Below are 23,459 nucleotides of genomic sequence, written 5' to 3' on the forward strand. Positions count from 1 at the left end.
TTCTGTAAATAATCATCGTTCCACTATAATCCGAATAGAAGAAAAAGGGGTTACAGAACCATTACAAAAAGAGAGAGGGCTCGCCTCTCTCTTCGCGGTTCAAGTATGAATCCATTTTCCGATAATTAAAGTGGCATCATCATTTACATGGATCATTTCATTTACAATTCGCTTCATAATGATATCGGTAGAAAGGGAACCGGCAACGATATATTCCCAGTTGTCAGGCAGCTGGATGCCGTCGGAGAAAAGAATAATCGTGTCACCGCGGGAAAAGGGAAGAGAGCGTTCGACCGCATGAAACTTCCGGCCATTTAAAAACCCGGGGTTCGAAATGAAGTAGTGTTTCTTTTTCTCAGGTGTAATGATAAGGCAGGAGATATTCCCAACACCTGCATAATCAATTTTTCGATGCTTCCAGTCTATAATAGCAATACCCACCACGGATCCGCGGGAACCATGGAGGGTACGGTTGCTTTCTTTGAGCAGTTGTAACGGGTTGTTACAGTGAGCATTTTTTTCGATTTCTTTAACTGCCTTTTCCGCAGCAAAACGGGCTTCCATCCCACTCCCCAGGCCGTCGGCAATACTTAACAGCACATGTTCCTCATACTCCTGAGCGAAGTAACAATCTCCAGATAAAGTGTTAGGCTTCTTAGAAGTATGGTAAACGCTGTATTGAAACGAAAAGGGGACTTCTTCCGGCATCATTTTCACTCCGAGTTTTTGATGTAGGCTTCTCTCATTTGCTGCAGGGTTTTTCTTAGAATTCTGGATACCTGCATCTGAGAAATCCCGAGTTTTTCACCGATTTGTCTTTGTGACCATTCTTCATAATAGACATATTGGATAACCATTTTTTGCTGTTCATCTAACTGCTCTAAAAGAGCGGATAAGTCCATTTTATGATCGACATCGCTAAAGCCAGGGTCTTGGTCAGGAATTACGTCCATCAGTGTGTGGGAATCCTGCTCCTGGTTGTCTGTTTTCATGGGGGTATCAAGAGAAAGGGCATGAATATTTCCCTTGTTTTCCATAATTTCCAGTACTTTTTCCTCGCTTATCTCCATCTTTTGTGCGATTTCATCAATGTGCGGAGAACGCTGGAGTTCAATCATTAATTCATCGATCGTTTTCTGCAGGCGATAGCCCATTTCTTTAATCGTTCTAGGGACACGGATGCTCCATGTCTTATCACGAAGGTAATGCTTCATTTTCCCAACAATGGTGGATACAGCATATGCATCAAAGTTATTGCTGACATTCATGTCAAATTTATCGATGGCACCGAGAAGAGCCATCATGCCGACCTGGTATAAATCGTCCACAAGGTGAAAGTCGCGGGCCATTTTGGAAGCGAGTTTTTTTACAGTATCCTGGTAATTGAGCAAGATTTCATTGAGTACGTCCTCGGCGCCCGTTTCCTGATAAATTCGGATGGACTCTCTAACATCACGGTTGAATGATTTCTTGGTGGACGTCTGGCTCACTTTCGCTCACCTCATCCCTTTTCAAGTATTTGGTCAGTGAAACCTTAACCCCCCCTGAGCGGTATCATATTTAATATCATCCATTAAGGTTTTCATCAAATAAATGCCCAGGCCGCCAACATCGATTTCATCCAGGTTTTTTCCGTGAAGAGAAGTCGCGTTGTTCTTGATTTTGTTTGCGTCGAACGCCGTTCCCTGGTCGCTGACCACAATTTCAAGAAGTTCTTCGCGGATGTGGAAATCAACGGACAGGTTCCCTTCATTGTTTTCATAAGCGTGGCTTACAACGTTGTTACAAGCTTCCGCGATGGCTACTTTAATATCTTCAATGTCGTTGTACGAAAATCCCATCTGGTAAGCGAGACCGGAAACCGTTAATCGAATCACACTTATATAATCGGCGCGAGCCGGAACGTTTATTTTTACATGGTCATTTTTACCGGGCATGGTAATCCCCCCTGTGAAAAAATTATGCAATCGTTAAATACTGAGCGACACCGGAAATCTGGAAAATGCGCTGGATTTTATCCGGCACCTCTTCAATAAAAATCTCTTCATTTATTGCCTTGCGCAGCTTCAGTGCCGCAACAAATACACCAAGCCCTGTACTATCCATGTAATGCAAGTCTTTCAGGTTAACCCGGACCTCTTTTTTCTCTTTCTCTGCAAGCGGAAGCAGTACTTCACGCAATTGAGGTGCTGTCGCAAGGTCAAGGTCACCATGAAGGTATAAGCACACGACCTTATCATTTTCTTCCGTTTCCACTACAAAAGGGAGCTGGTTCATCCTTTTCACCTCTTCATTTAGTCTCGATTATGTATATCATATATTACTTTACCCCGGGCCAAGGAGGGTAAAACAGGAGAGAATGAGGTAAATTCTCCCTCTACTTTTTTCTTAGCATTACAATGGTATGATCGTCATCCAATTGATAGTCTTTTTGATCAATAATATGCTGGTAGGCCTGATGAACAATCTCCTGGGCCGGTAGGGTGAAATCCAGGATTAGAAGCGCCTCGCGGAGAAGAGAATTGTCGTCGGCGGTGTCTGAATCCTTTCGCTCGGTTACGCCATCGGTATAAAGAACAAGAAAATCACCGGATTTAAGCAGCAACGATTTTTGTTCGAAAATAACATGCGGATCAACACCCAGGATGAGCCCTTTTGTATTTAAATCGGAGAATGCCCCGGTTTCAGCATCATAATGAAGGGCCGGTTCATGTCCAGCCGAGGAATACGTAAGGATGGATGAAGATGGGTCGTAAATCGTGTTGAGCATCGTTACAAACAGGCTGGGATCGGCGTTCTTCAGGACGAGACGATTGAGATCGCTTAAAATCATATTCGCTGGTTTTACGTCGTTTTCGAATGTATCCATCGCGTATTTAATCATCGACATACACATGGCGGCGGGGATTCCTTTCCCTACGATATCGGCTACGAGTGTACCGAACCTTCCCTGGCCATAGTGTGTGAAATAGTAAAAATCTCCAGACATATCTCTGGCAGGGGTACTAATATACCCCACATCCAAGTCATGAAATGAGTGGTTAAAATCATGCGGATAAAGATTCTGCTGCATGGAGGTGGCAACCGTGATTTCACTGTCCAGCTGCTTTTTCCGCAGGCGAAGGCTTTGTCTTTCCTGATAGGCCATGCCAAAGGAAACCATAATCTCCATTAAAAATTTAAAGGAAATTTCCCATTCATGCGGAAGCACAAATCCGTTGTTTTTCATTGTGCTCAGGTGGATGGAGAGAATCTCTTCCGGAGAGACATCCTTTTCAATTAATGACTTGCTTAGCTGCTGCCCGGCGTATAATTGGTGTTCACCGGGATTTTGTAAGAAGTGAAGCATGATTTTTTCGTAGTACTCCATCACATGTTTCAAAGAATGTCCTCCTATCTTATAGAAGTTTCCACTTTACGGCGCGGATGACGGTTCCTTTGCCTTCGCTTGATTCGATACTAAACTCATCCATCAGGCGCTTGACACCGGGCAGTCCGGCTCCCAGTCCTCCGGAAGTCGAATATCCATCCTCCAGCGCTTTCATAACATCTCTAATGCCGGGACCATTATCGCGGGAGATAATCTGAATCCCTACCCTGTCTCCTTCGGACAAAGCGGCTAATTCGATTTCTCCTTTCTTTGCATACAGGTAAATATTACGAGCCAGTTCGGATATAGCGGTTGTGATACGGGCTTGATCCACTTCACCGAATCCTAGAGATTTGGCGAGATCTCTCCCACTTTGTCGGGCAACAACGATATCCCACTCGTTATACACGTGAATGTTTGGGTTGTTGTCCACCATTATCCCTCCAGTAACTGCTTCAGTTTTTCCAAGCCTTGTTCTAAATTCATAGCCGTTTTTATATTCCGGAATCCGATGCCAAGATCAATAAGCGTAATGCTAACAGCTGGCTGAATGCCTGTAAAAATCACTTCGCTGCCAAGGAGCTCAGACATTTTTACAACGTCTCCAAGCACACGCGCGATATAGCTGTCGATCATTTGCACGGAAGTTAGATCAATCACAACCCCTGTAGAACCGGTTTTATGAATCATATTTAATAAATCCTGCTGGAATTGTACAGCTGTTTTATCGTCGAGCTCTACTTGAATGGAGACGAGCAGATAGTTGCCAAGTTTTAGGATAGGAATCCTCATTTTTATATACCTCCCTTATGTATGTCTGTAATTTCTTTACCTGTTTTTGATAAAGCGACACGAAGTCCCTGATCCATCGAGCTCAATGTTGTAAGCATGTCCATATCAACTCCCAGGCTTATCATTGTTTGGGCAATCTCGGGGCGGATGCCTACGACGATACATTCGGCACCGATTAAATGAATGGCTTCCGCTGCTTTAATAATATATTGTGCGACCATCGTATTCACTTCTGCCACACCTGTAATGTCAACAAGCACGACTTTGCTTTCATATTTTATAGCGCCGTATAGAAGGTTTTGTGTAATAAGCTCCGCTCTCTCTGTATCAATGGCCCCTATAATGGGCATGACGGCGATATTCTCAAGCACCGGAATCAGGGGTGCTGATAATTCCATAATCGCAGAACGATGAGCTAGAATTTTATTCTTCCAGGAGGACGCATAGATGTCATGTATTACCTTATTAAAATGAAAGAAGAAACCATCTGCTTCTTTCACCAAATCAATAAGACGTGTCGGGTTTTGCTGCGGTTCGTCCATCTCCAGGATAATCTCTCTTATAAAATAAAAGGACTGAATCACGTCCGATACAGGAACGTCCGCCTCTGTACAGATGGGGACATGGACATAAAATGATTTTTCAATTCTATCCATCGCCTGTGTTCTCATTTCTTCGTCCTCGGAGAAGAAATCTGAAAGGTGACGCAGAAAACCGTCCTTAAGGATGTTGTGGAAAAAGGCTTCAATTGGTTGCCTATAGGAAGAAAAATGGCTCAGTCGTTTTTGCTCCCATAATTTGCTTATTGCATCTTGGTTATCATCAATTAATTGTTGAGAAGTCTTCCTGAACATAGTCGCACTCCTATCTTAAACTCTTTCCGATCCTTCTTTTCGATACTAACGCGAATAATTATCATCGGGTAAATTCTCCTCAATTCTATCTTATCATAGTTTATGGTCGAAAAAACACGGGTAATGAACATCATACGACACCAAGGGAGGAGATAATTGTGCAAACGGCAATTATTATAGGTATCATTGTCGTCGCGCTTGCGATTGCGGCGGTCGCTTTCATGCTCGTCCAGTTCTTTCGCAATCTGAGCCAGCTTATTAAGCAAACAGATGAAACGATACAGCACCTTCAGCTGAACGTGGATCAGATTGTTGCCCGTTTGGATGTTTCGCTGGAAGACTTAAATGTCATTTCCAAGGATTTAACAACGAAGATGGATAAGCTGGACAGTACCTTTACAGCAGTTGACTCTATCGGGCAGGGTGTAACAACGCTATCGAACCACGTCCAAGAAAAAGTATCACGCCCGCCTCATTGGGCGGATAAAGTTCTTGAATGGCTGACCGCCGGGTTTACTGTATATAACGGGTTTGAAAAAATGCGCAGCAGCAGTGAAACAAAAGCGATTGAGGTGAGACAGCGTGCCCGGTTCTAATGTAAAAACACGGGGGAGAATCGCTCCCCCATCTCCTTATCAAAACGATGCAGTAGACACCAGGTACAAGGACAAATGGCAGTGGCTGGCAGACAAAACGGATCAGATGCGCCTTACTGATTTTATCGAGAATTATCAAAAGCCAAGCAGAGTGATTTGGATTAACATGCTCGCGGGCGTATCCCGTGGAGTCGGCCTTACGATCGGCACCGCGCTTATTATTGCCCTGATCGGTTTTATTCTCAGTTTCTTCGTCTCCATGCCGCTCGTTGGAAAATATATCGCACAGCTGCTTGACTGGGTAAACACATTCAAGACCACAAAATAAACCCTGAAAAAGACTTCCGCTGTATAGACGGAAGTCTTTTTCCTGTTAACGAAGGGAATCAGCGGTGCTTATTGTGCGTTCCTGCATGTCCGGAACACCGGTCATCTCTTTCGCTATCCAGCGGTTAAAATCGCGCGGGCATTCCTCGTGGGGGTGAAGTCCACAGTTGCGTAAAGAAACAATCCTCGAATCTTTATGGGCAAAAGCGAAGTTGCCCCACGTAGTATTGGCCGTCTGGGCATGCTGGCCCGAAACAATCAGAACCGGATGCGGAAGCGTATGCAGAAGGCTTTCATAGTCTGATTTTAATTCCCCCGAGACATAGGCCATGGGAGCCCTGTAGGCGTTTGGACCGCCGATGAGGCTTGTATGAAAGTGACGTTCGTTCATTTCTTCATTTACAATATCCTGGTGGTAGCGTTCCTTCAGCTTCTTGTTTAGATTCGGCTTTTGCGTGATAATTTGATACATCGTATTGCCTACAAGCGGAAGCTTCGCTGCCGTTTCCATGACTCTGTTGCCAATCCCTTTATCGTCCTGATGAGTTCGTGTTTCATGAAGAGGACTGATCAGGCATACCTTCTGGAAGAGGGCCGGTTTACGACTGATCGCTTCCAGAACAATCGGGATGCTGGAAGGGCTTGCGACAATGTTTGCATAGTCATTTACAACATCGTCAATAAAATCAAGCAGCAGGCTGCTGTATAGGTCAATGGAATATTGCAGCGGAGGTTTTTCAGAAAGACCGTATCCCAGCAAGTCCAGATTAAAAACCCGCATATGCTCTGCAAGGGAATCGAAGTTATTTCTCCACTCATAAGAAGAAGAACCCACTTCCAAACCGTGAAGGAGGATGAGCGAGTCCCCTGAGCCCTTGCGGATGTAGTGTACATCCCCGTACCGTGAGCGATACACCCGTTCGGCCGCCTGGAAGGCATCCGGCATTTTCTTTCCCCTCATTTGATTCGTTTTATTAAAAAGTGCAGGGACTGCGATAAGCGCGGCACCGATTGCGAGACCTTTCACTACTTTATCCGTCGTCGTTCTGCTTGCCATGGCAGTGAATCACTCCTTTTCAAAAAGGTTACATGCATAGTTATTGCACTTTACCACCCCTGGATTTTCATCAAACGGTAAGCACTCGGACGGGAAATATGAAAATAGCACCTTGCATTCTGTTTACGTAACCATCAAGATGGAATAGGAAGTTCAGGGAAAAGGAAGCGAAAAGATGAAACAGGGAATTGGGATTATTGACTCGGGTGTAGGCGGGCTTACCGTAACAAAGGAAGTGCTGCGCCAGCTCCCGAGAGAGGATATTTTATACTTTGGTGATACGGCCCGCTGTCCATACGGGCCGCGCCCTTATGATGAAGTACGCGAATTCTCCATACAAATGATTGATTTTTTATTACAGCATAAAATCAAGGCGCTTGTTATCGGCTGCAATACTGCGACCGCCGTTGTGCTGCAGGAAATAAGCGAGAAGCTTGAGATTCCGGTTATCGGTGTAATTGAGCCGGGTGCCCGTACTGCCATTAAAGAAACGAAAAGCGGGAAGGTCGCTGTCATTGGGACAGAAGGAACCATCAAGAGCGGAATGTACCAAAAAGCGCTGAAAAAGCTGAGCCCGAAGGTGGAGGTTGTAAGCCTGGCTTGCCCGGCGCTCGTTCCGTTCGTGGAAGGCGGGCATTTGCATGATCCTGAGGGGCTTGCTATTGTGCAGGAAGCGCTGGAACCTCTTCGCGGGCATACATTTGATACGCTTATTCTCGGCTGTACCCACTACCCGCTTATTTCCCATTTTATCCAGCAGGTTGTAGGACCCGAGGTTACACTCATAAGCTCAGCGGAAGAGGCGGCCAGGGAGCTGAGCGCGGTTCTGTCATACCGGCGTATGCTGGCAAACGGGGGCGAAATCATCAATACGAAGCACCGTTTTTTTGCGAGTGGAAACAAGCAATTGTTTATCTCTATCGCAGAAGAGTGGCTCGGTATTAAGGTAGAGGCGGAGCAAATTGATTTGGAATCCGCTCTCGAATAAAAATCAGGACAAAGTATGTATAATTCCCGAATAGGCTCGTATACATAGTAGTACAAACCGAGTCTAGGAGGGGAAACAATGGCACGTAAACTTATCATGGGAAGTGCCTTTATCAGTTTTTTATTATTGTTAAGCGGATGCGGGCTGTTCGGTCCGAAGGATGTGTCAAGCAACGGCATAGACCCGCCCCAGCTCCAAACGCCTGCGGCTAACAGCGAAAAAGTAAACGCACCGCAGGCAGTCGGCCAGGCAAAACAGGCGGAGGGAGCAGCCGTCCATAAGATTTACGTCGTGGACGCTGACGGATTCGTTGTACCCTGGGCCGTGGAGATCCCAAAATCAAAAGGGTTAGCCAAGCAAGTATTGAATTACATGGTAAAAGGCAGCGAAGGGGAAAAGCTGCTTCCAGCCGGGTTCAGGGCCGTTCTTCCGGCAGGGACAAAAGTGCTGGGCATGGTAATTAAAAACGGGGTAGCCACGGTTGATTTTTCGCCGGAGTTTAAGAAGTATAGAGCGGAGGATGAACAGAAGATTTTAGACGCTGTTACCTGGGCGCTTACCGAAATTGATACGATTAAAGAAGTGAACATTCAAATCAACGGGCATCCGCAGGACGTCATGCCGATAAATGGGACGCCGATTTCCCTTTTAAGCCGGGAGAACGGAATTAATAGGGAGCTTGCAGATAATGTGAAAGTAGGCCAAACGATGCCTGTGACCATCTATTTCCAGGGCCAGGTTTCGGACAAAGAGTCTTACTTCGTTCCGGTAACACGCCTCGTCCCGCAACAGAAAGACAAAAGCATGGCAGCCATGAAGGAGCTAATTCAAGGTCCGAAGCAGGGATCGACGTTGTTCCCTTCCATGCTTCCTTCGACAAACGTACTGAGTATAAAACAGCAAAAAGATATCATGGTTGTTAACTTTGACAACAAATTGCTTTCCTATAACCAGGGAAAAGCCAACCCGGAAGCGCTTGAAGCGATCGTGCTTTCTCTGACCGAGAATTCGAATGCCAAGAAGGTTCAGATTATGGTAGGCGGGAAAGCGACGGCAAAAGCAGGCGGCGTTGATTATTCCAAACCGGTCAGCCGTCCGCAGGTCATTAACAGTCAGCCTTATTAATTCAGAGGAAGAGGTGGGAATATTCACCTCTTTTTCTTTTCCCGTTTAGAATGCGGGCCGCTCAGTACATTTTATCCGGGCGGTTGTGCTATAATAAGCCAGAAATAAGCAATTGGGAGGGAATGCCATGCGTGCCGATGGGCGGAATAAAAACGAGATAAGACCGATTACGATATCGACCGATTATATAAAACATGCAGAAGGCTCCGTACTAATCGAGGTCGGGGATACGAAGGTGATTTGCACTGCAACCGTTGAGGAAAAGGTTCCTCCTTTTATGCGGGGACAGGGAAAAGGCTGGGTGACCGCAGAATACTCCATGCTGCCCCGTGCAACAGAAACGCGCAATGTAAGGGAGTCGAGCCGCGGTAAAGTGAGCGGCCGCACACAGGAGATCCAGCGGTTAATCGGAAGGGCCCTTCGCTCTGTTGTTGATCTGGCAGCCCTTGGCGAGCGGACAATCTGGCTTGATTGCGATGTCATTCAGGCGGACGGGGGAACGCGGACAGCTTCCATTACAGGGGCGTACGTTGCGATGGTTATCGCGATGGGCAAAGCGCTGAAAAACCAGGGAGCGTCCGGTTTGCCTGTCACCGATTTTCTCGCCGCAACGAGCGTAGGGATTATCGATGACGAAGTATATCTTGATCTTTGTTATACGGAGGATTCACGTGCGAAGGTAGACATGAACATCGTGATGACAGGAAGCGGCAAGTATGTGGAAGTCCAGGGGACAGGGGAAGAAGCTCCATTCAGCCCGGAAGAACTCCAGGAACTGCTCGTTTCCGGCAGAGAAGGAATTGCGAACTTAATTGAGGCACAGAAAAAGGCGCTCGGTGAACTGGCAGCGCTCGTTGGGATAAAGGAGCAGGAGAAAGTTCGCCATGGATAAGGGTCTTTCGTTTCCGTGGCAAAACATTGTCCTTGCCACAAAGAACAAGGGGAAAGTGAAAGAGTTTACCCGGCTGCTCGCTTCTTTTCCTGCTAAAGTGCTTACGACTGCCGATTTTCCGGATCTGGAAGACGTAGTGGAGGATGGAGCAACGTTCGAGGCGAATGCAGTAAAGAAGGCGGAAACAATTAGCCGGGAAACCGGCTTTCCTGCGCTCGCGGACGATTCAGGACTGGAAGTTGATGCTCTCCAGGGGAAACCAGGGGTGTATTCGGCGCGCTTTGCAGGCCTGCATGGGGACGACAGGGCAAATAACGAGAAGCTTGTTTCTTTATTAAAGAATGTTCCTTCAGAGGAGCGGCAGGCCCGGTTTGTTTCAGTTCTCGCTTTTGCGGTGCCGGGAGAGAAGACGCTGGTGGCGAGGGGGACGTGTGAGGGGCAAATTGTGCTTGAACCGGCAGGCGGGCACGGCTTCGGATACGATCCGTTTTTTTACCTGCCTGATAAAGGATGCACGATGGCTGAACTGCTCCTGGAAGAGAAGAACAAGATTAGCCACCGCGGACAGGCGATGGACAAACTAAAGTCTCTAATGGAGGAGCGTTTCTCATGAAGTTTCTCGTGGTAAGTGATACACATGGAAGCACGGAAGCTTTATCTTCTATTCTAGAGCGCCATCCGGGTTTAGACGTTTATCACTGCGGCGACTTCTGTTATCCGCGCGCGCAGTTTCCCGGTTTTACTTATGTACACGGAAACTGTGATTTTGACCCGGCGACCCCCGCGGAAACCGTTCTGAATGTAGGTTCCCTTCGTATTTTCCAAACACACGGGCATACATATGGAGTAAAAGAAGCGTTAACAAGACTGCATTACCGCGCTGCGGAACTGGGGGCTAATCTCGCGCTGTTCGGCCATACCCATGTCCCGGCAGCACTGCTGAATGAGGGGATTCTTCTGCTGAATCCCGGCAGCCTTCTCCTGCCGCGTCTTTATCCTGTTCCGACATACGTTGTCGTGGAGACAGAAGATGAGCCGGCGGAGGGAGAGGATGAGATCTCGCTCCATGTAACCTTTTATTCCTCTGCCGGCGAACGGCAGGAGAAGCTGGGCGGTTCTTATCACGTGCGGCGGGTTTAAATAAGGAATGGATTTTTTTCGTAGATAAGAAAGTATAACTTTCTTATCTACATAAGGGCAACTAAGGCTATCGCCAGCGCCTACGGCTTGGCGATAGCCAAGTTTTCTTTAAGAAAAGGAGGTGGACCCATGCCGGATAAGCGTGGGGACAATGTTATCTTGTTCCCGAGCGTGGCTGAACGTAACTTGAAGAAGGCGCGGGAGGCGCGGGAGCAGTTTGAGTATGACGAGGCCCTCCAGCACCTGTCGGCGATCCTTCGCATTGAACCGAATCACCCTGCGGCTCTCCTTATGATGGCGGAAACTCTATATGAGGCGAAGCGGTATGAAGAAGCGGAGGAAGCGGCCAAACGCATGTGGGAAGAGCGCATCGGCAATACAAGCCAGGTTCTCCGCTTGTATTTGTCCTGCCTGCTGCAGACGGAGGATTTCACCAGGGTAAACCAGGTAATCGAGGAAGTGCTCGAAGGGGAAGAACTCCATGATATCATCCAGGAGCTGACGGAGATTAAAAAAGCCTGTGAAATGCTGGAGTTTCCGGAGGAAGAACAGGATAAAGAAGTGCCTGTTTCCCGTCTGTCCGTTCTGCGCAAGGTGGAGGAGGATCCGGGTTACGCGGCGCGTTTGTATGAGAAACTCGACAACGGCACATTCGATGAACAGCTTAGTTCCATTGAACAAATGAAATACATACATACGCCGGAAACGGTTGCTGTTTTGCGCGAATACATCATGCTTGTGTACCCGGATCCTATTTTAAAAACATTTGCGATACGGGCATTGAAGGAATTGGGTGAATCAGGCCCGGTGCTTATACATAAATTTGGACAAATTTTTGAAACGAACATCGAAGAAATCCCGTTCCAGGACAAAGAAATACCGGAAGGCGAGCGCAAAGTTGTGGAGATTATTACGGGGATTGCTTACCAGCAGGATACATCCTTTCTTCCCTTCGCCTTTCAATTGTGGATGGAATATTTATTCTCCATTTATCCGCTGCATCCCGAGGTGCAGAATCCGTCCGGCTGGGCGGCGGCCCTTCACTATGCTGCTTCGAAGCTGCTTCATATAAAGCAGTCGAAACAGGAGATAGCTGAACTGTATCAGGTTGGCCTGTCCTCGCTGAACCAGAACTACCGGAATTTGAATGAGGTGCTTGAAATTGAATCGCGTCTGCTGTAAAAAGCAGGGAGAAATTTTTAACAAGTTGAAATGCGAGTTGATTATGATATAATGAAATGGTTATAATGGCGAATATAATGACATACATAGTGTTTTTCAGAATAGAAGGCAACACATGTATTGGTTATAGTTCTTTAGGAGGGGAAAGCATAAAATGAAGGCAACTTGGGAAAAGTTAGAAAATAACCAGGGTGTACTGACGATAGAAGTTGATGAGACCCAGGTAAGCAGTGCGATTGATCAAGCTTTTACAAAGGTAGTAAAGCAGGTAAACCTTCCTGGCTTCCGTAAAGGAAAGGTTCCGCGCAAGATTTTCGAAGCCCGTTTTGGTGTAGAATCATTGTACCAGGATGCACTCGATATCATTTTGCCGGAAGCGTATTCCGCTGCGGTAGTGGAAACAGGCATTTCTCCAGTTGATCGTCCTGAAGTGGATGTTGAACAGATGGAAAAAGGCCAGCCGCTTATTTTCAAAGCGACAGTTACCGTAAAGCCTGAAGTTCAGCTTGGAGACTACAAAGGACTGACAGTAGAAGAGAAGGATTTCTCTGTAACGGATGAGAAAATTGCCGAAGAGCTGAAAACAATGCAAGAGCGCGGTGCAGAGCTTGTGGTTGTGGAAGATGGCGAAATTCAAAGCGGTGATTATGCGATTATCGACTTCGAAGGATTCGTTGATGGCGAAGCGTTTGAAGGCGGACAGGCTGATAACTACCAGTTGGAAGTCGGTTCCGGAACCTTTATTCCTGGATTTGAAGACCAGGTCATTGGTTTGAAGCAGGGAGAAGAGAAGGATGTTGAGGTTACATTCCCTGAAGAATACCATGCAACGGAATTAGCAGGGAAGCTTGCGGTCTTCAAGGTGAAGGTAAACGAAATTAAGCGCAAAAACCTTCCTGAACTTGATGACGAGTTTGCAAAAGATGTAAGTGAATTTGACACCCTTGATGAATTGAAGGCCGATCTTCGGAATAAATTTGAAGAAAAAGCAAAAGAAGAGGCTGAAAACTTCAAGAAAGAATCGCTGATTGAACAGGCATCTGCCAATGCGACCATTGACATTCCTGAAGTTATGGTTGAACATGAAGTAAACCATATGATGAATGACTTCGCAGAGCGTCTTCAGCAGCAGGGAATGAACCTGGATCTGTATTATCAGTTCACAGGCCTTGATGAAGAGAAGCTGCGCGAGCAGTTCCAGGGTGACGCGGAAAAACGCGTTCGCACAACATTAACGCTGGAAGCGATTGGCGAACAGGAAAATGTGGAAGTATCAGAAGAAGACATCAATGAGGAGTTAAAGACTCTTTCTGAGCAATACAACCGTCCGGAAGAGGAACTGCGCAAGATTTTTGAAGCCCGCGATGACTTCGAAAGCTTAAAAAATGACATACGCATCCGTAAAACGATTAATCTTCTTGTTGAAAACAGCAAGTAATGCAATAACATACCAAGAATCGGAGACAAGGCACGAATATTCGTGCCTTGTTTTTCCACAGTACCGCCCAATATAGAAGGGAGGATTTATAGTAATGAGTGTCATACCTTATGTTGTGGAAAGTACAAACCGTGGAGAGCGGGCGTACGATATTTATTCTCGTCTCTTAAAGGATCGGATTATTATGCTAGGTTCGGAAATCGATGATGATGTAGCGAATGCAGTGGTAGCCCAGCTCCTTTTTCTTGCAGCTGAGGATTCGGAAAAAGACATCAATTTATACATAAATTCTCCCGGCGGCTCTGTAACAGCTGGGATGGCGATTTATGACACGATGCAGTTCATCAAACCGGATGTTTCTACCATTTGTATTGGCATGGCTGCCAGTATGGGTTCGTTCCTGCTGATGGCCGGCGCTAAGGGGAAACGCTTTGCCCTGCCCCACAGCGAAGTTATGATTCACCAGCCTTTGGGAGGCGTCAGAGGCCAGGCGGCCGACATTAAAATCCATGCAGAGTGGATTATTAAGACAAAGGCCAAGATGAATCAGATTTACGCTGAACGGACAGGTCAGCCGCTTGAAAAAATTGAGCGTGACACAGACCGTGACAATTTTATGAGTGCCCTTGAAGCCAAAGAATACGGGCTTATTGACCAGGTCATTACCCGTAACGATCAAAGTAAGGGGTGATTGGATGTTTAAATTTAATGATGAAAAGGGACAGCTGAAGTGCTCTTTTTGCGGAAAGTCTCAGGATCAGGTACGCAAGCTCGTAGCAGGCCCTGGTGTATATATTTGTGATGAGTGCATCGAACTTTGCACCGAGATCGTGGAAGAGGAGCTCGGAACAGAGGAAGAGATTGATTTAAAGGAAATCCCGAAACCGAATGAGATTCGCAGCTTCCTTGATGATTATGTTATCGGCCAGGAGGCGGCTAAGAAGTCTCTTTCCGTTGCGGTGTATAACCATTACAAGCGCATTAACACCGGCTCGAAAATCGACGATGTAGAGCTGGCGAAGAGTAACATTCTTATGCTCGGCCCGACGGGGAGCGGAAAAACGCTCCTTGCCCAGACGCTTGCCCGTATATTGAACGTGCCGTTCGCGATAGCAGATGCCACTTCGCTTACGGAAGCCGGCTATGTTGGGGAAGACGTGGAAAACATTCTGCTCAAGCTAATCCAGGCCGCTGATTATGATGTGGAAAAAGCAGAACGCGGAATTATTTATATCGACGAAATCGATAAAGTCGCCCGTAAATCCGAAAATCCTTCTATTACACGGGATGTTTCCGGTGAAGGGGTGCAGCAGGCTCTCTTGAAAATCCTGGAGGGTACCGTAGCGAGCGTTCCGCCACAGGGGGGACGTAAACACCCTCACCAGGAGTTCATTCAAATCGATACATCGAACATCTTGTTTATTGTCGGAGGCGCATTCGATGGCATCGAGTCTCTTATTAAACGCCGTGTCGGCAAGAAAGTGATTGGTTTCGGAACGGACGCCGATATCAGTGCGCGTGATTTGAAAGCCGGTGAGTTCCTGCAGAAGGTACTGCCTGAGGACCTGCTCAAGTTCGGATTAATTCCTGAATTTGTCGGTCGTCTGCCTGTTATTACTACGCTGGAACCGCTTGATGAAGAAGCACTTATTCGTATTCTTACGGAACCGAAGAACGCGCTTGTGAAGCAGTACCAGAAGCTGCTTGAAATGGACAACGCAGAGCTTGTATTTACGGACGGTGCCCTTCGTGAAATCGCGAAGGAAGCGATCAAGCGGAATACAGGTGCGCGTGGCCTTCGTTCTATCATCGAGGGGATCATGCTCGACATCATGTTCGACCTTCCTTCACGGGATGATATTGAGAAGTGTGTGATTACCGAAGATACCGTTAAGCGCAAAGCAAACCCTGAGCTGTATACAAAGCAGGGCGAATTGCTTGATATGAGCAAACCTGAAAGTGCATAAAAGCAGCAGAACGAAAAAGGCACCGGATTTAACGATCCGGTGCCTTTTTTTGCGTTCAGAATGCTCCCGTTCTTTTTAGTTTATTCCACCCTGTTAAAGGCAATAATACACCTAGATAACAGGAATGCCGGTTGTTCACTTTGCTATCAGGAGGAATCTATGAACTGGACATTTGCTTTAACATTGGTTCAAGTGTTTTTTGCTGTGGTAATTGGTTTATATTTCTGGAATTTATTAAAGAATCAGCGCAGCAGTAAGACGACGGTCGACAGAGAATCACGGAAAGAGATGGAACATTTGCGAAAGCTTCGCTCTATCTCCCTGTCCGAGCCGCTTGCGGAAAAAACGAGACCGGCTCGTTTGAGTGATATTGTGGGGCAGGAAGATGGAATCCGGGCGCTTCGTGCGGCACTCTGTGGGCCCAATCCACAGCACGTCATTGTATACGGGCCTCCGGGAGTGGGAAAAACAGCTGCAGCGCGCGTTATTCTGGAAGAAGCAAAGAAGAATACGGACTCCCCTTTCACTGAGGAGGCGCAATTTACAGAATTGGATGCCACAACGGCGCGGTTCGACGAGCGGGGGATTGCAGATCCGCTCATTGGTTCTGTCCATGATCCGATTTACCAGGGAGCAGGTGCGATGGGGCAGGCAGGGATTCCACAGCCAAAGCCAGGTGCTGTTACGAAGGCGCACGGCGGTATGCTCTTCATCGACGAAATTGGTGAACTGCACCCCATTCAGTTAAACAAACTCTTGAAGGTTCTTGAAGATCGGAAGGTTTTTCTGGAAAGCGCCTACTATAACGACGAGAACCAGCAAATTCCAAAGCATATCCACGACATTTTTCAGAATGGGCTTCCAGCTGATTTCCGGCTTGTAGGAGCAACGACACGCACACCGGACGAACTCCCGCCCGCTCTTCGCTCCCGCTGTCTTGAGATTTTTTTTCGTTCGCTTACCCCTTCTGAAATTTCAGTGATTGCCACCAACGCGGTCAACAAAATGGAGTTAAAAGCGGAAGAGGGAGCCATCGAGCTGCTCACCCGTTATGCGACAAATGGACGGGAGGCAGTGAATATGGTTCAGATTGCTGCCGGCCTCGCCATTACGGAGCAGCGAAGAACGATTACTAAAATGGACATGGAATGGGTAATCAACAGTGGACAGAAATCTCCGCGACCGGATAAGAAGGTGCTTGGAGGCGCTTTTATCGGTCTTGTAAATGGGCTGGCGGTATACGGTCCGAACATGGGTGCTCTGCTTGAAATCGAAGTAACAGCTTCCGCAGCGGGCCAGCCGGGAAAAGGAACGGTCATGATCACCGGTGTAGTAGATGAAGAAGAAACAGGCGGAGGCGGACGAAAGCTGCGGCGCAGATCGATGGCCCGCAGTTCATTGGATAACGTCCTTACGGTTCTGCGCCATCAGGGGCTGAATACGGTCGATTATGATCTTCATGTAAACTTTCCAGGCGGTGCCCCGATTGACGGCCCTTCTGCGGGAATCGCGATGGCAACGGCGATTTATTCTGCGATTAGTGAACAGCCGATTGATAATTATGTAGCAATGACGGGAGAGCTTGGGATTCACGGTTCAGTGAAGCCGATCGGAGGCGTTATCGCAAAGGTCGAAGCCGCCAAGCAATCAGGAATCACAAAGGTACTCGTGCCAAGAGATAACTGGCAGGGAATTTTTAATGAAATGGATGGAATGAGGGTCATCGCAGTGGACACGCTTGAGGACGTGTTCCAGCATGCGCTTGTTCCTGAACAGGAAACGGTTTCTCTTGAGGAAACGCTTCTAAATCCGGGCGGAATACTAAATCCGTCCCCATCTTCGGTGCAGGGGCAATCCTTTCGCTAATTGTGCTCCAGGATTAGACAATGACAGGCAGTTAAGATAAAATTAATAAGAAACCTTGTAGTACCAAATATTTCATACCGAAGGATACAGGGGACATGGAGGTAGACAAGATGGGAACACTGCAAAAAGAGAGACAAATCCCACTCCTTCCATTGCGAGGATTACTGGTTTTTCCAAGCATGGTACTGCACTTAGATGTAGGCCGGGCTAAATCAGTAAAAGCACTGGAGAAGGCAATGGTTGATGATAACCTCATTCTTCTATCTACACAGGAAGAAGTTCATATTGAGGAACCGAGTAAAGAAGAGATTTTTGATATAGGTACGATCGCGAAGGTAAAGCAGATGCTCAAGCTGCCGAACGGGACGATCCGGGTACTGGTCGAAGGGATTGGCCGTGCGAGGATCGAGGATTATTTACAGGACGATGAGTATTTTGAAGTGCAAATCTCCTGTTTAGAGGAAACAGAGCAGGCAGATGCCGAGATTGAAGCACTCATGCGCACGGTATTGGCTAATTTTGAGCAGTATATTAATCTTTCGAAGAAAATTATCCCGGAGACGTTCGCTTCGGTATCGGATATTAATGAGCCGGGCCGTCTGGCTGATATTATTACTTCACACCTTCCTTTGAAGATACGTGATAAACAGGAGATCCTGGAAACGATTTCTGTAAAGAAGCGCCTTGAAAAGCTGTTGAACATTCTTAACAATGAGCGTGAAGTATTGGAGCTGGAAAGAAAAATCGGCCAACGTGTGAAGAAGCAAATGGAGAAAACGCAGAAGGAGTACTATCTGCGTGAACAAATGAAGGCCATTCAGAAGGAACTCGGCGATAAAGAGGGAAGAGCGGGGGAAATTGAAGAGCTCCGCGAAAAGCTTGCTGAATCGGGCGCCCCGGAAAATATCGTTGATAAGATTGAGCGGGAACTTGAACGCCTCGAGAAAATGCCGGCCACCAGCGCGGAAGGAGGCGTCATCCGTACCTACATTGATTGGCTGCTTGGAATTCCCTGGAAGGAAAAAACAGAAGACAATCTCGATATCCGCAATGCTGAGAAGGTGCTCGATGAAGACCATTTCGGGCTTGAAAAGGCGAAGGAACGGGTGCTTGAATACCTTGCCGTCCAGAAGCTTGTGAATAAGCTGAAGGGACCGATTCTCTGCCTTGTAGGGCCTCCTGGTGTTGGAAAGACCTCCCTCGCACGTTCCGTGGCCCGTGCGTTAAATCGTAAGTTTGTCCGTATTTCGCTTGGCGGTGTACGCGATGAGGCAGAAATCCGCGGCCATAGACGGACGTACATTGGTGCAATGCCAGGGCGCATTATTCAGGGAATGAAGACGGCGGGAACGCGAAACCCGGTATTCCTGCTTGATGAAATTGATAAGATGTCCATGGATTTCCGCGGGGATCCAGGTGCTGCCCTGCTTGAAGTGCTCGATCCAAACCAGAATGACACATTCAGTGATCACTACATTGAAGAACCGTATGATTTGTCTTCTGTTATGTTTATTACAACTGCAAACGCCATTCATACGATTCCGCGCCCACTGCTCGACAGGATGGAAATGCTGTACATCCCTGGCTATACCGAGCCGGAGAAAGTGAAAATCTGCCAGGATCATTTACTTCCAAAGCAAATGGAAGAACACGGGCTTGGCAAAGACAAGCTGCAGGTGCAGGAAGAGGCGCTGTTTAAAGTCGTTCGCCAGTATACGCGGGAGGCCGGGGTGCGCAACCTGAACCGGATGATGGAAACGATCTGCCGCAAGGCCGCACGCATGCTCGTTGCCGGTGATAAGAAAAAGGTTGTCGTTACGACCAAAACCCTGGAGGATCTTCTCGGTAAACCGAAGTTCCGGTATGGACTTGCTGAAACAGAAGACCAGATCGGTGCCGTTACGGGGCTGGCCTGGACGGAAGCGGGCGGGGATACCCTGACGATCGAAGTATCCGTACTCCCTGGAAAAGGGAAGCTAACGCTGACAGGGAAGCTGGGGGATGTAATGAAGGAGTCCGCCCAGGCTGCCTTTAGTTATATCCGTTCCCGCTCTAAGGAATTAAATATCGATCCGGATTTTTATGAGAAAAATGATCTTCATATCCACGTACCTGAAGGAGCAATTCCGAAGGATGGCCCGTCTGCCGGAATAACGATGGCAACGGCCCTTGTCTCCGCGTTGACCGGCATCCCGGTTTCACGCGAGGTCGGGATGACCGGGGAAATTACCCTGCGCGGCCGTGTCCTGCCGATTGGCGGCCTTAAGGAGAAATCACTCGCTGCCCACCGGGCCGGCCTAAAAACCGTCATTATGCCCAAGGACAATGAAAAAGATATTGATGAAATTCCAGAAAGCGTGCGCAATGATTTGAAGTTCATCCCGGTGGAACACCTTGATCAAGTTCTCGACGTTGCTCTATTGAAGGTGACCCGGCAATGAAAGTTAATCAGGCGGAGTTTGTGATCAGTGCGGTTTCACCCAAACAATACCCACAAGGAGCCCTGCCGGAGATTGCTCTGGCCGGGCGTTCCAATGTAGGGAAATCGTCCTTTATCAATAAAATGATTAATCGAAAAAATCTGGCCCGCACTTCATCCAAACCGGGGAAAACCCAAACATTAAACTATTATTTAATTAACGGAGAGATGTACTTCGTCGATTTGCCGGGCTACGGCTATGCGAAGGTTTCCAAAACGGAAAAGGAAAAATGGGGCCCTATGATGGAGCAGTACCTTGAGACGCGCGAGCCGCTCAAGGCTGTTATCCATGTCATCGATGTGCGCCACCTGCCGACGAAAGACGACAGGGGCATGTTTGAGTATCTTAAACACTATGGGATTCCTGTTATCGTTGTGGCGACGAAGGCGGATAAAATCCCTAAAGGAAAATGGCAAAAGCATGTGAAAGACATACGGACCACCCTGCAGATGGATAAAGAAGACGTGCTCATTCTTTTTTCATCCGAAACGGGACAGGGCAAGGAAGAAGCATGGCGCGCTATCTGGGACAAGATAAATGCAAAAGAGATAGACGCCGAAGAGGTAAACATCGAAGAGATAAACACAGAAGGAACAAATGCAGAATAAAAAAGAACGATGGGGATGTCTTCTCCATCGTTCTTTTTATTCTGCATTTGTTTTTACCTCAGCTATTTAAAGAAGAAGCACCGGATTTTATTTTTTTAAACCATGCTGTTACTTGTGACGCCTGCAGTTCCGCAAGAATCATCCCAATGAAGATAAACAGGCACCCTGTCAAAGAACGCCCGCTCAATAGTTCGTCATTAAAAAAGTAAGCTGTAATCGCAGCGAATACCGGCTCCATGGCAAAAATAAGAGCTACCCGGGTAGCGGTTGTAAACTTCTGGCATTCCGTTTGCGCCAGAAAGGCGAGTGCGGTCGCCGGAACAGCAGTGACAATAAGCGCCCAATAAACCGACGGAGTAGAGAAGGCCGCAGGAGTAAGAGCGGTCTGCCAATCCTCAAGAAAAAACGCACCGATAGAACTTAACACTGAAACCGTCAGAATTTGAACGAGCGCCAGGGCTAATGAAGGAAAATGAGGTGCATACCGCCCTGTGTAAATAATCTGCAGGGCAAAAGAAATCGCACACAAAAACACAAGAGCGTCTCCCCTGTTTACGGAAAGAGCATCTCCCATCGTCAACAGGTACAGGCCGGCCGTGGCGATAAGAATGCCGAGAACGGCCGGCAGCTTTGGCCGCTGCTTTAAAATAAAAAGCGCAAACACGGGAACGAGCACAACGGAAAGGCCGGTAATAAATCCGGCTTTGGAAGATGTCGTATAAAGCAGCCCGATCGTCTGGAAAGCATAGCCGCAGAAGAGCCATACTCCAAGGATTACGCCTGCGAGGACGAGCTTTTTATTGATTTGGCGGATCTGCCCCCGGTAAAAGAGCACAAGAAAAAGAAAAAGAAAAGCAGAAGCTAAAAAAAAGCGTACCCCATTAAAAGTAAGAGGCGGCAGTGTATCAATTGCATTCTGTACAATGACGAAGGTGGCTCCCCACACGAGCGCCACCATCAGGAGAATACTGTCAGCAAGTACTGATTTTTTCATCAAATCATTCCTTTCCTATCCTGCGCTTACTGCTCTGCTATTTAAGTGAAATAATTTCTATTATACAGAAAGAAGAGCTGGAAATAATACATAAAATTTTCAGGGAAATAACAGGGCAAGTTAAAGGGAGTTGGATGCCGGGTGAAGAAGTACTTCTTACTGAACGTTTACATAAACGTAACAGAACTTTAGTAAAGCGAAGCTATGATGTTAAATATACTTAAAGGTTGGTTAGAAATGGATAAATATAATGCAGTTATCGACATGGGCTCTAACTCTGTCCGCCTTGTTATCTATTATGAGGCAGAAGACGGAACGATGTATGAAGTAGACAATATGAAGAGTACAATTCGTTTGAGTTCTTTTCTGGACAGCAACAACAATATAACGGAAGAAGGGATAGAGCGGACGCTGCATGCACTTATCCAGTTCCGGCAGTTATGTGATGGCAGGCGGATTTCCCACGTGACAGGGGTCGCTACCGCTGCCGTGCGCAAGGCAGTGAATCGGGACATATTATTGCAGAGGATAGTTGAGACGACCGGATTCCGCTTTCGCGTGCTGTCGGGGGAGGAGGAAGCTTACTACGGCTATCTCGCCGTCGTCAACACCATGAGGGTCCATGACTGCATTACGCTCGATATCGGAGGAGGCAGTACGGAGGTCGTTAAAATCTCTGGCCGCAAGCTTGTAAAAAGCCATAGCTTTCCTTTTGGCGCCGTCACATTGACAGATCAATTTTTTCAAAGCGAGGTTCCGACGGAGGAAGAGATTGAAAGACTGGAACAGTTCCTGCGAACCGCCTTCGCAAGCAAGCCGTGGTTAAGGGAAAAAAAATACTCCCTTGTCGGAATGGGCGGCACGGCGAGAAACCTGGGGAAAATCCATCAGAAAAGGACGCGCTATCCGTTTGCCAGCGTTCACTATTATGAGATGAGAAAATATGAGGTTGCTTCTGTTTTCGATTCCATGAAAAATTTAACCCCGGTGCAAATGCAGGCGGTGGAAGGACTGTCTAAGGAACGGGCGGACATTATTGTTGCCGGAATGCTCATTATTAAAGTGCTGCTTGAGTTTAGCAGAAGCGAGCGATTCATTGTAAGCAACAAAGGGCTGCGCGACGGAGTCTATATTGAATCAAGGCTTCGGAAAGTGGGTAAGCCGGTTATAGAAGACGTAGTTGGCTACGGTGTCCGGGATTTAATGAACCAGTACAAAGTGAACAAATCACACGCTTATCATGTGGAGGAGCTGTGCCGCGATATGTTCGAGCAGCTCCGGCGCGAGAACCTGCACCCTCACGGCGAGAATGAGAAGGAACTGCTTGCTGCTGCGGCTCTCCTGCATGACATTGGGAGAATGATTAGCTTTCGGGATGCCCACCAGCATACATTTTACCTCCTTGTCCACGTTCTGCTGCCGGGACTTACCCATAAACAGCGTCTCCTTACTGCTCTGCTTGCATCGTACAAGGGTACAAAGAAAATGCAGCAGCTGGTCGCGCCGTATGAATCGATGGTAACGGAGGCTGACCTGCAGATGGTTGAGCAGCTTGGGCTGCTGCTTCTGATGGCCAGGGCGCTCGATCGAACGGAAAGCAGGCAGATTTCCCGCATTTCTTTTGTCAGATCGGGTGATTCTCTTATTTTAAAGTGCTGCGGGGAAGACAAGCTCCCGCTCGAAATGAAAACAATTGAGGAGCACCGGAAAAAATTTAAAAAGCATTACGGTATTCCGCTGCACATACAGTGGATTTATCAAAGTTAAAGCAAATAAATAGATA

At 47.4% G+C, this 23,459-nt stretch carries 25 protein-coding genes; 15 read left to right on the top strand and 10 right to left on the bottom strand.

Features of this window, described 5'->3' with window-relative positions:
* Positions 1-99: 99 nt before the first annotated feature.
* From MBEAL2_RS01755 to MBEAL2_RS01790, 8 genes are all read right to left on the bottom strand, one after another.
* Positions 100-600 carry a SpoIIE family protein phosphatase gene (locus MBEAL2_RS01755; RefSeq protein WP_161798146.1) on the bottom strand — a complete coding sequence of 167 codons (501 nt, stop codon included), beginning with the start codon at positions 598-600 and terminating at the stop codon, positions 100-102.
* Between the two features lie 113 nt (positions 601-713).
* Positions 714-1,490, bottom strand: a complete 777-nt coding sequence (locus MBEAL2_RS01760) for a sigma-70 family RNA polymerase sigma factor (RefSeq protein WP_047150577.1) — start codon at positions 1,488-1,490, stop codon at positions 714-716.
* 33 nt (positions 1,491-1,523) lie between these two features.
* The gene (gene rsbW, locus MBEAL2_RS01765) at positions 1,524-1,937 is read right to left on the bottom strand and encodes an anti-sigma B factor RsbW (RefSeq protein WP_052947360.1); all 414 of its coding nucleotides are present in this window, start codon (positions 1,935-1,937) and stop codon (positions 1,524-1,526) included.
* A gap of 22 nt (positions 1,938-1,959) precedes the next feature.
* Positions 1,960-2,277 (bottom strand): STAS domain-containing protein, encoded by a 318-nt coding sequence (locus MBEAL2_RS01770; RefSeq protein WP_047150578.1) that lies wholly within the window; start codon positions 2,275-2,277, stop codon positions 1,960-1,962.
* Positions 2,278-2,377: 100 nt separating this feature from the next.
* On the bottom strand, positions 2,378-3,373 hold the full coding sequence (locus MBEAL2_RS01775) for a PP2C family protein-serine/threonine phosphatase (RefSeq protein ID WP_236692662.1): 996 nt from the start codon (positions 3,371-3,373) through the stop codon (positions 2,378-2,380).
* A 25-nt stretch (positions 3,374-3,398) separates the two neighbouring features.
* Positions 3,399-3,806, bottom strand: a complete 408-nt coding sequence (locus MBEAL2_RS01780) for an anti-sigma regulatory factor (protein WP_047150579.1) — start codon at positions 3,804-3,806, stop codon at positions 3,399-3,401.
* The gene (locus MBEAL2_RS01785) at positions 3,806-4,162 is read right to left on the bottom strand and encodes an STAS domain-containing protein (RefSeq protein ID WP_047150580.1); all 357 of its coding nucleotides are present in this window, start codon (positions 4,160-4,162) and stop codon (positions 3,806-3,808) included. The genes MBEAL2_RS01780 and MBEAL2_RS01785 overlap by 1 nt, the downstream gene beginning before the upstream one ends.
* A 2-nt stretch (positions 4,163-4,164) precedes the next feature.
* Positions 4,165-5,016 (bottom strand): STAS domain-containing protein, encoded by an 852-nt coding sequence (locus MBEAL2_RS01790; RefSeq protein ID WP_052947362.1) that lies wholly within the window; start codon positions 5,014-5,016, stop codon positions 4,165-4,167.
* 158 nt (positions 5,017-5,174) lie between these two features.
* Here MBEAL2_RS01790 and MBEAL2_RS01795 point away from each other — a divergent pair, with 158 nt between their 5' ends.
* Both MBEAL2_RS01795 and MBEAL2_RS01800 read left to right on the top strand, forming a co-directional pair.
* Complete coding sequence (locus MBEAL2_RS01795) at positions 5,175-5,612, top strand: DUF948 domain-containing protein (protein WP_047150581.1); 438 nt, start codon at positions 5,175-5,177, stop codon at positions 5,610-5,612.
* Positions 5,599-5,940: a DUF5665 domain-containing protein gene (locus MBEAL2_RS01800; protein WP_052947363.1), complete on the top strand. Its 342-nt coding sequence runs from the start codon at positions 5,599-5,601 to the stop codon at positions 5,938-5,940. Before MBEAL2_RS01795 ends, MBEAL2_RS01800 begins: the two co-directional genes overlap by 14 nt.
* Positions 5,941-5,985: 45 nt before the next feature.
* Here MBEAL2_RS01800 and MBEAL2_RS01805 read toward each other — a convergent pair whose 3' ends face one another.
* The gene (locus MBEAL2_RS01805) at positions 5,986-6,996 is read right to left on the bottom strand and encodes an alpha/beta fold hydrolase (RefSeq protein ID WP_047150582.1); all 1,011 of its coding nucleotides are present in this window, start codon (positions 6,994-6,996) and stop codon (positions 5,986-5,988) included.
* Between the two features lie 175 nt (positions 6,997-7,171).
* On the opposite strand from MBEAL2_RS01805, the gene racE reads away from it, so the two are divergent.
* The 12 genes from racE to yihA all read left to right on the top strand — a co-directional run bounded on the left by racE (position 7,172) and on the right by yihA (position 20,682).
* Complete coding sequence (gene racE / locus MBEAL2_RS01810) at positions 7,172-7,984, top strand: glutamate racemase (protein WP_047150583.1); 813 nt, start codon at positions 7,172-7,174, stop codon at positions 7,982-7,984.
* A gap of 78 nt (positions 7,985-8,062) precedes the next feature.
* Entirely contained in the window at positions 8,063-9,109 is a 1,047-nt protein-coding gene (locus tag MBEAL2_RS01815) for a GerMN domain-containing protein (RefSeq protein WP_047150584.1), read from the top strand.
* A 127-nt stretch (positions 9,110-9,236) separates the two neighbouring features.
* Complete coding sequence (gene rph, locus MBEAL2_RS01820; RefSeq protein WP_047150585.1) at positions 9,237-10,001, top strand: ribonuclease PH; 765 nt, start codon at positions 9,237-9,239, stop codon at positions 9,999-10,001.
* Entirely contained in the window at positions 9,994-10,614 is a 621-nt protein-coding gene (locus tag MBEAL2_RS01825; protein ID WP_047150586.1) for an XTP/dITP diphosphatase, read from the top strand. Before rph ends, MBEAL2_RS01825 begins: the two co-directional genes overlap by 8 nt.
* Complete coding sequence (locus tag MBEAL2_RS01830; RefSeq protein WP_047150587.1) at positions 10,611-11,141, top strand: YfcE family phosphodiesterase; 531 nt, start codon at positions 10,611-10,613, stop codon at positions 11,139-11,141. The genes MBEAL2_RS01825 and MBEAL2_RS01830 overlap by 4 nt, the downstream gene beginning before the upstream one ends.
* 129 nt (positions 11,142-11,270) lie before the next feature.
* Complete coding sequence (locus MBEAL2_RS01835) at positions 11,271-12,323, top strand: tetratricopeptide repeat protein (protein WP_047150588.1); 1,053 nt, start codon at positions 11,271-11,273, stop codon at positions 12,321-12,323.
* A gap of 154 nt (positions 12,324-12,477) precedes the next feature.
* Positions 12,478-13,761: a trigger factor gene (gene tig / locus MBEAL2_RS01840; protein ID WP_047150589.1), complete on the top strand. Its 1,284-nt coding sequence runs from the start codon at positions 12,478-12,480 to the stop codon at positions 13,759-13,761.
* Positions 13,762-13,855: 94 nt separating this feature from the next.
* Positions 13,856-14,452, top strand: a complete 597-nt coding sequence (gene clpP, locus MBEAL2_RS01845; protein WP_047150590.1) for an ATP-dependent Clp endopeptidase proteolytic subunit ClpP — start codon at positions 13,856-13,858, stop codon at positions 14,450-14,452.
* Positions 14,453-14,456: 4 nt separating this feature from the next.
* On the top strand, positions 14,457-15,728 hold the full coding sequence (clpX, locus tag MBEAL2_RS01850) for an ATP-dependent protease ATP-binding subunit ClpX (RefSeq protein ID WP_047150591.1): 1,272 nt from the start codon (positions 14,457-14,459) through the stop codon (positions 15,726-15,728).
* A 159-nt stretch (positions 15,729-15,887) separates the two neighbouring features.
* Complete coding sequence (lonB, locus tag MBEAL2_RS01855; RefSeq protein ID WP_047150592.1) at positions 15,888-17,594, top strand: ATP-dependent protease LonB; 1,707 nt, start codon at positions 15,888-15,890, stop codon at positions 17,592-17,594.
* A 110-nt stretch (positions 17,595-17,704) separates the two neighbouring features.
* Positions 17,705-20,035 carry an endopeptidase La gene (gene lon, locus MBEAL2_RS01860; RefSeq protein ID WP_047150593.1) on the top strand — a complete coding sequence of 777 codons (2,331 nt, stop codon included), beginning with the start codon at positions 17,705-17,707 and terminating at the stop codon, positions 20,033-20,035.
* Positions 20,032-20,682: a ribosome biogenesis GTP-binding protein YihA/YsxC gene (gene yihA / locus MBEAL2_RS01865; RefSeq protein WP_082129689.1), complete on the top strand. Its 651-nt coding sequence runs from the start codon at positions 20,032-20,034 to the stop codon at positions 20,680-20,682. The genes lon and yihA overlap by 4 nt, the downstream gene beginning before the upstream one ends.
* A gap of 58 nt (positions 20,683-20,740) precedes the next feature.
* On the opposite strand, the gene MBEAL2_RS01870 is transcribed toward yihA, so the two are convergent.
* Positions 20,741-21,676, bottom strand: coding sequence for a DMT family transporter (locus tag MBEAL2_RS01870; protein ID WP_047150594.1), 936 nt, complete (start codon positions 21,674-21,676; stop codon positions 20,741-20,743).
* A 237-nt stretch (positions 21,677-21,913) separates the two neighbouring features.
* On the opposite strand from MBEAL2_RS01870, the gene ppx reads away from it, so the two are divergent.
* Entirely contained in the window at positions 21,914-23,443 is a 1,530-nt protein-coding gene (gene ppx, locus MBEAL2_RS01875; RefSeq protein ID WP_052947364.1) for an exopolyphosphatase, read from the top strand.
* Positions 23,444-23,459: the final 16 nt, after the last annotated feature.

It is taken from the genome of Aneurinibacillus tyrosinisolvens, assembly GCF_001015055.1.
Classification (GTDB): domain Bacteria; phylum Bacillota; class Bacilli; order Aneurinibacillales; family Aneurinibacillaceae; genus Aneurinibacillus_A; species Aneurinibacillus_A tyrosinisolvens.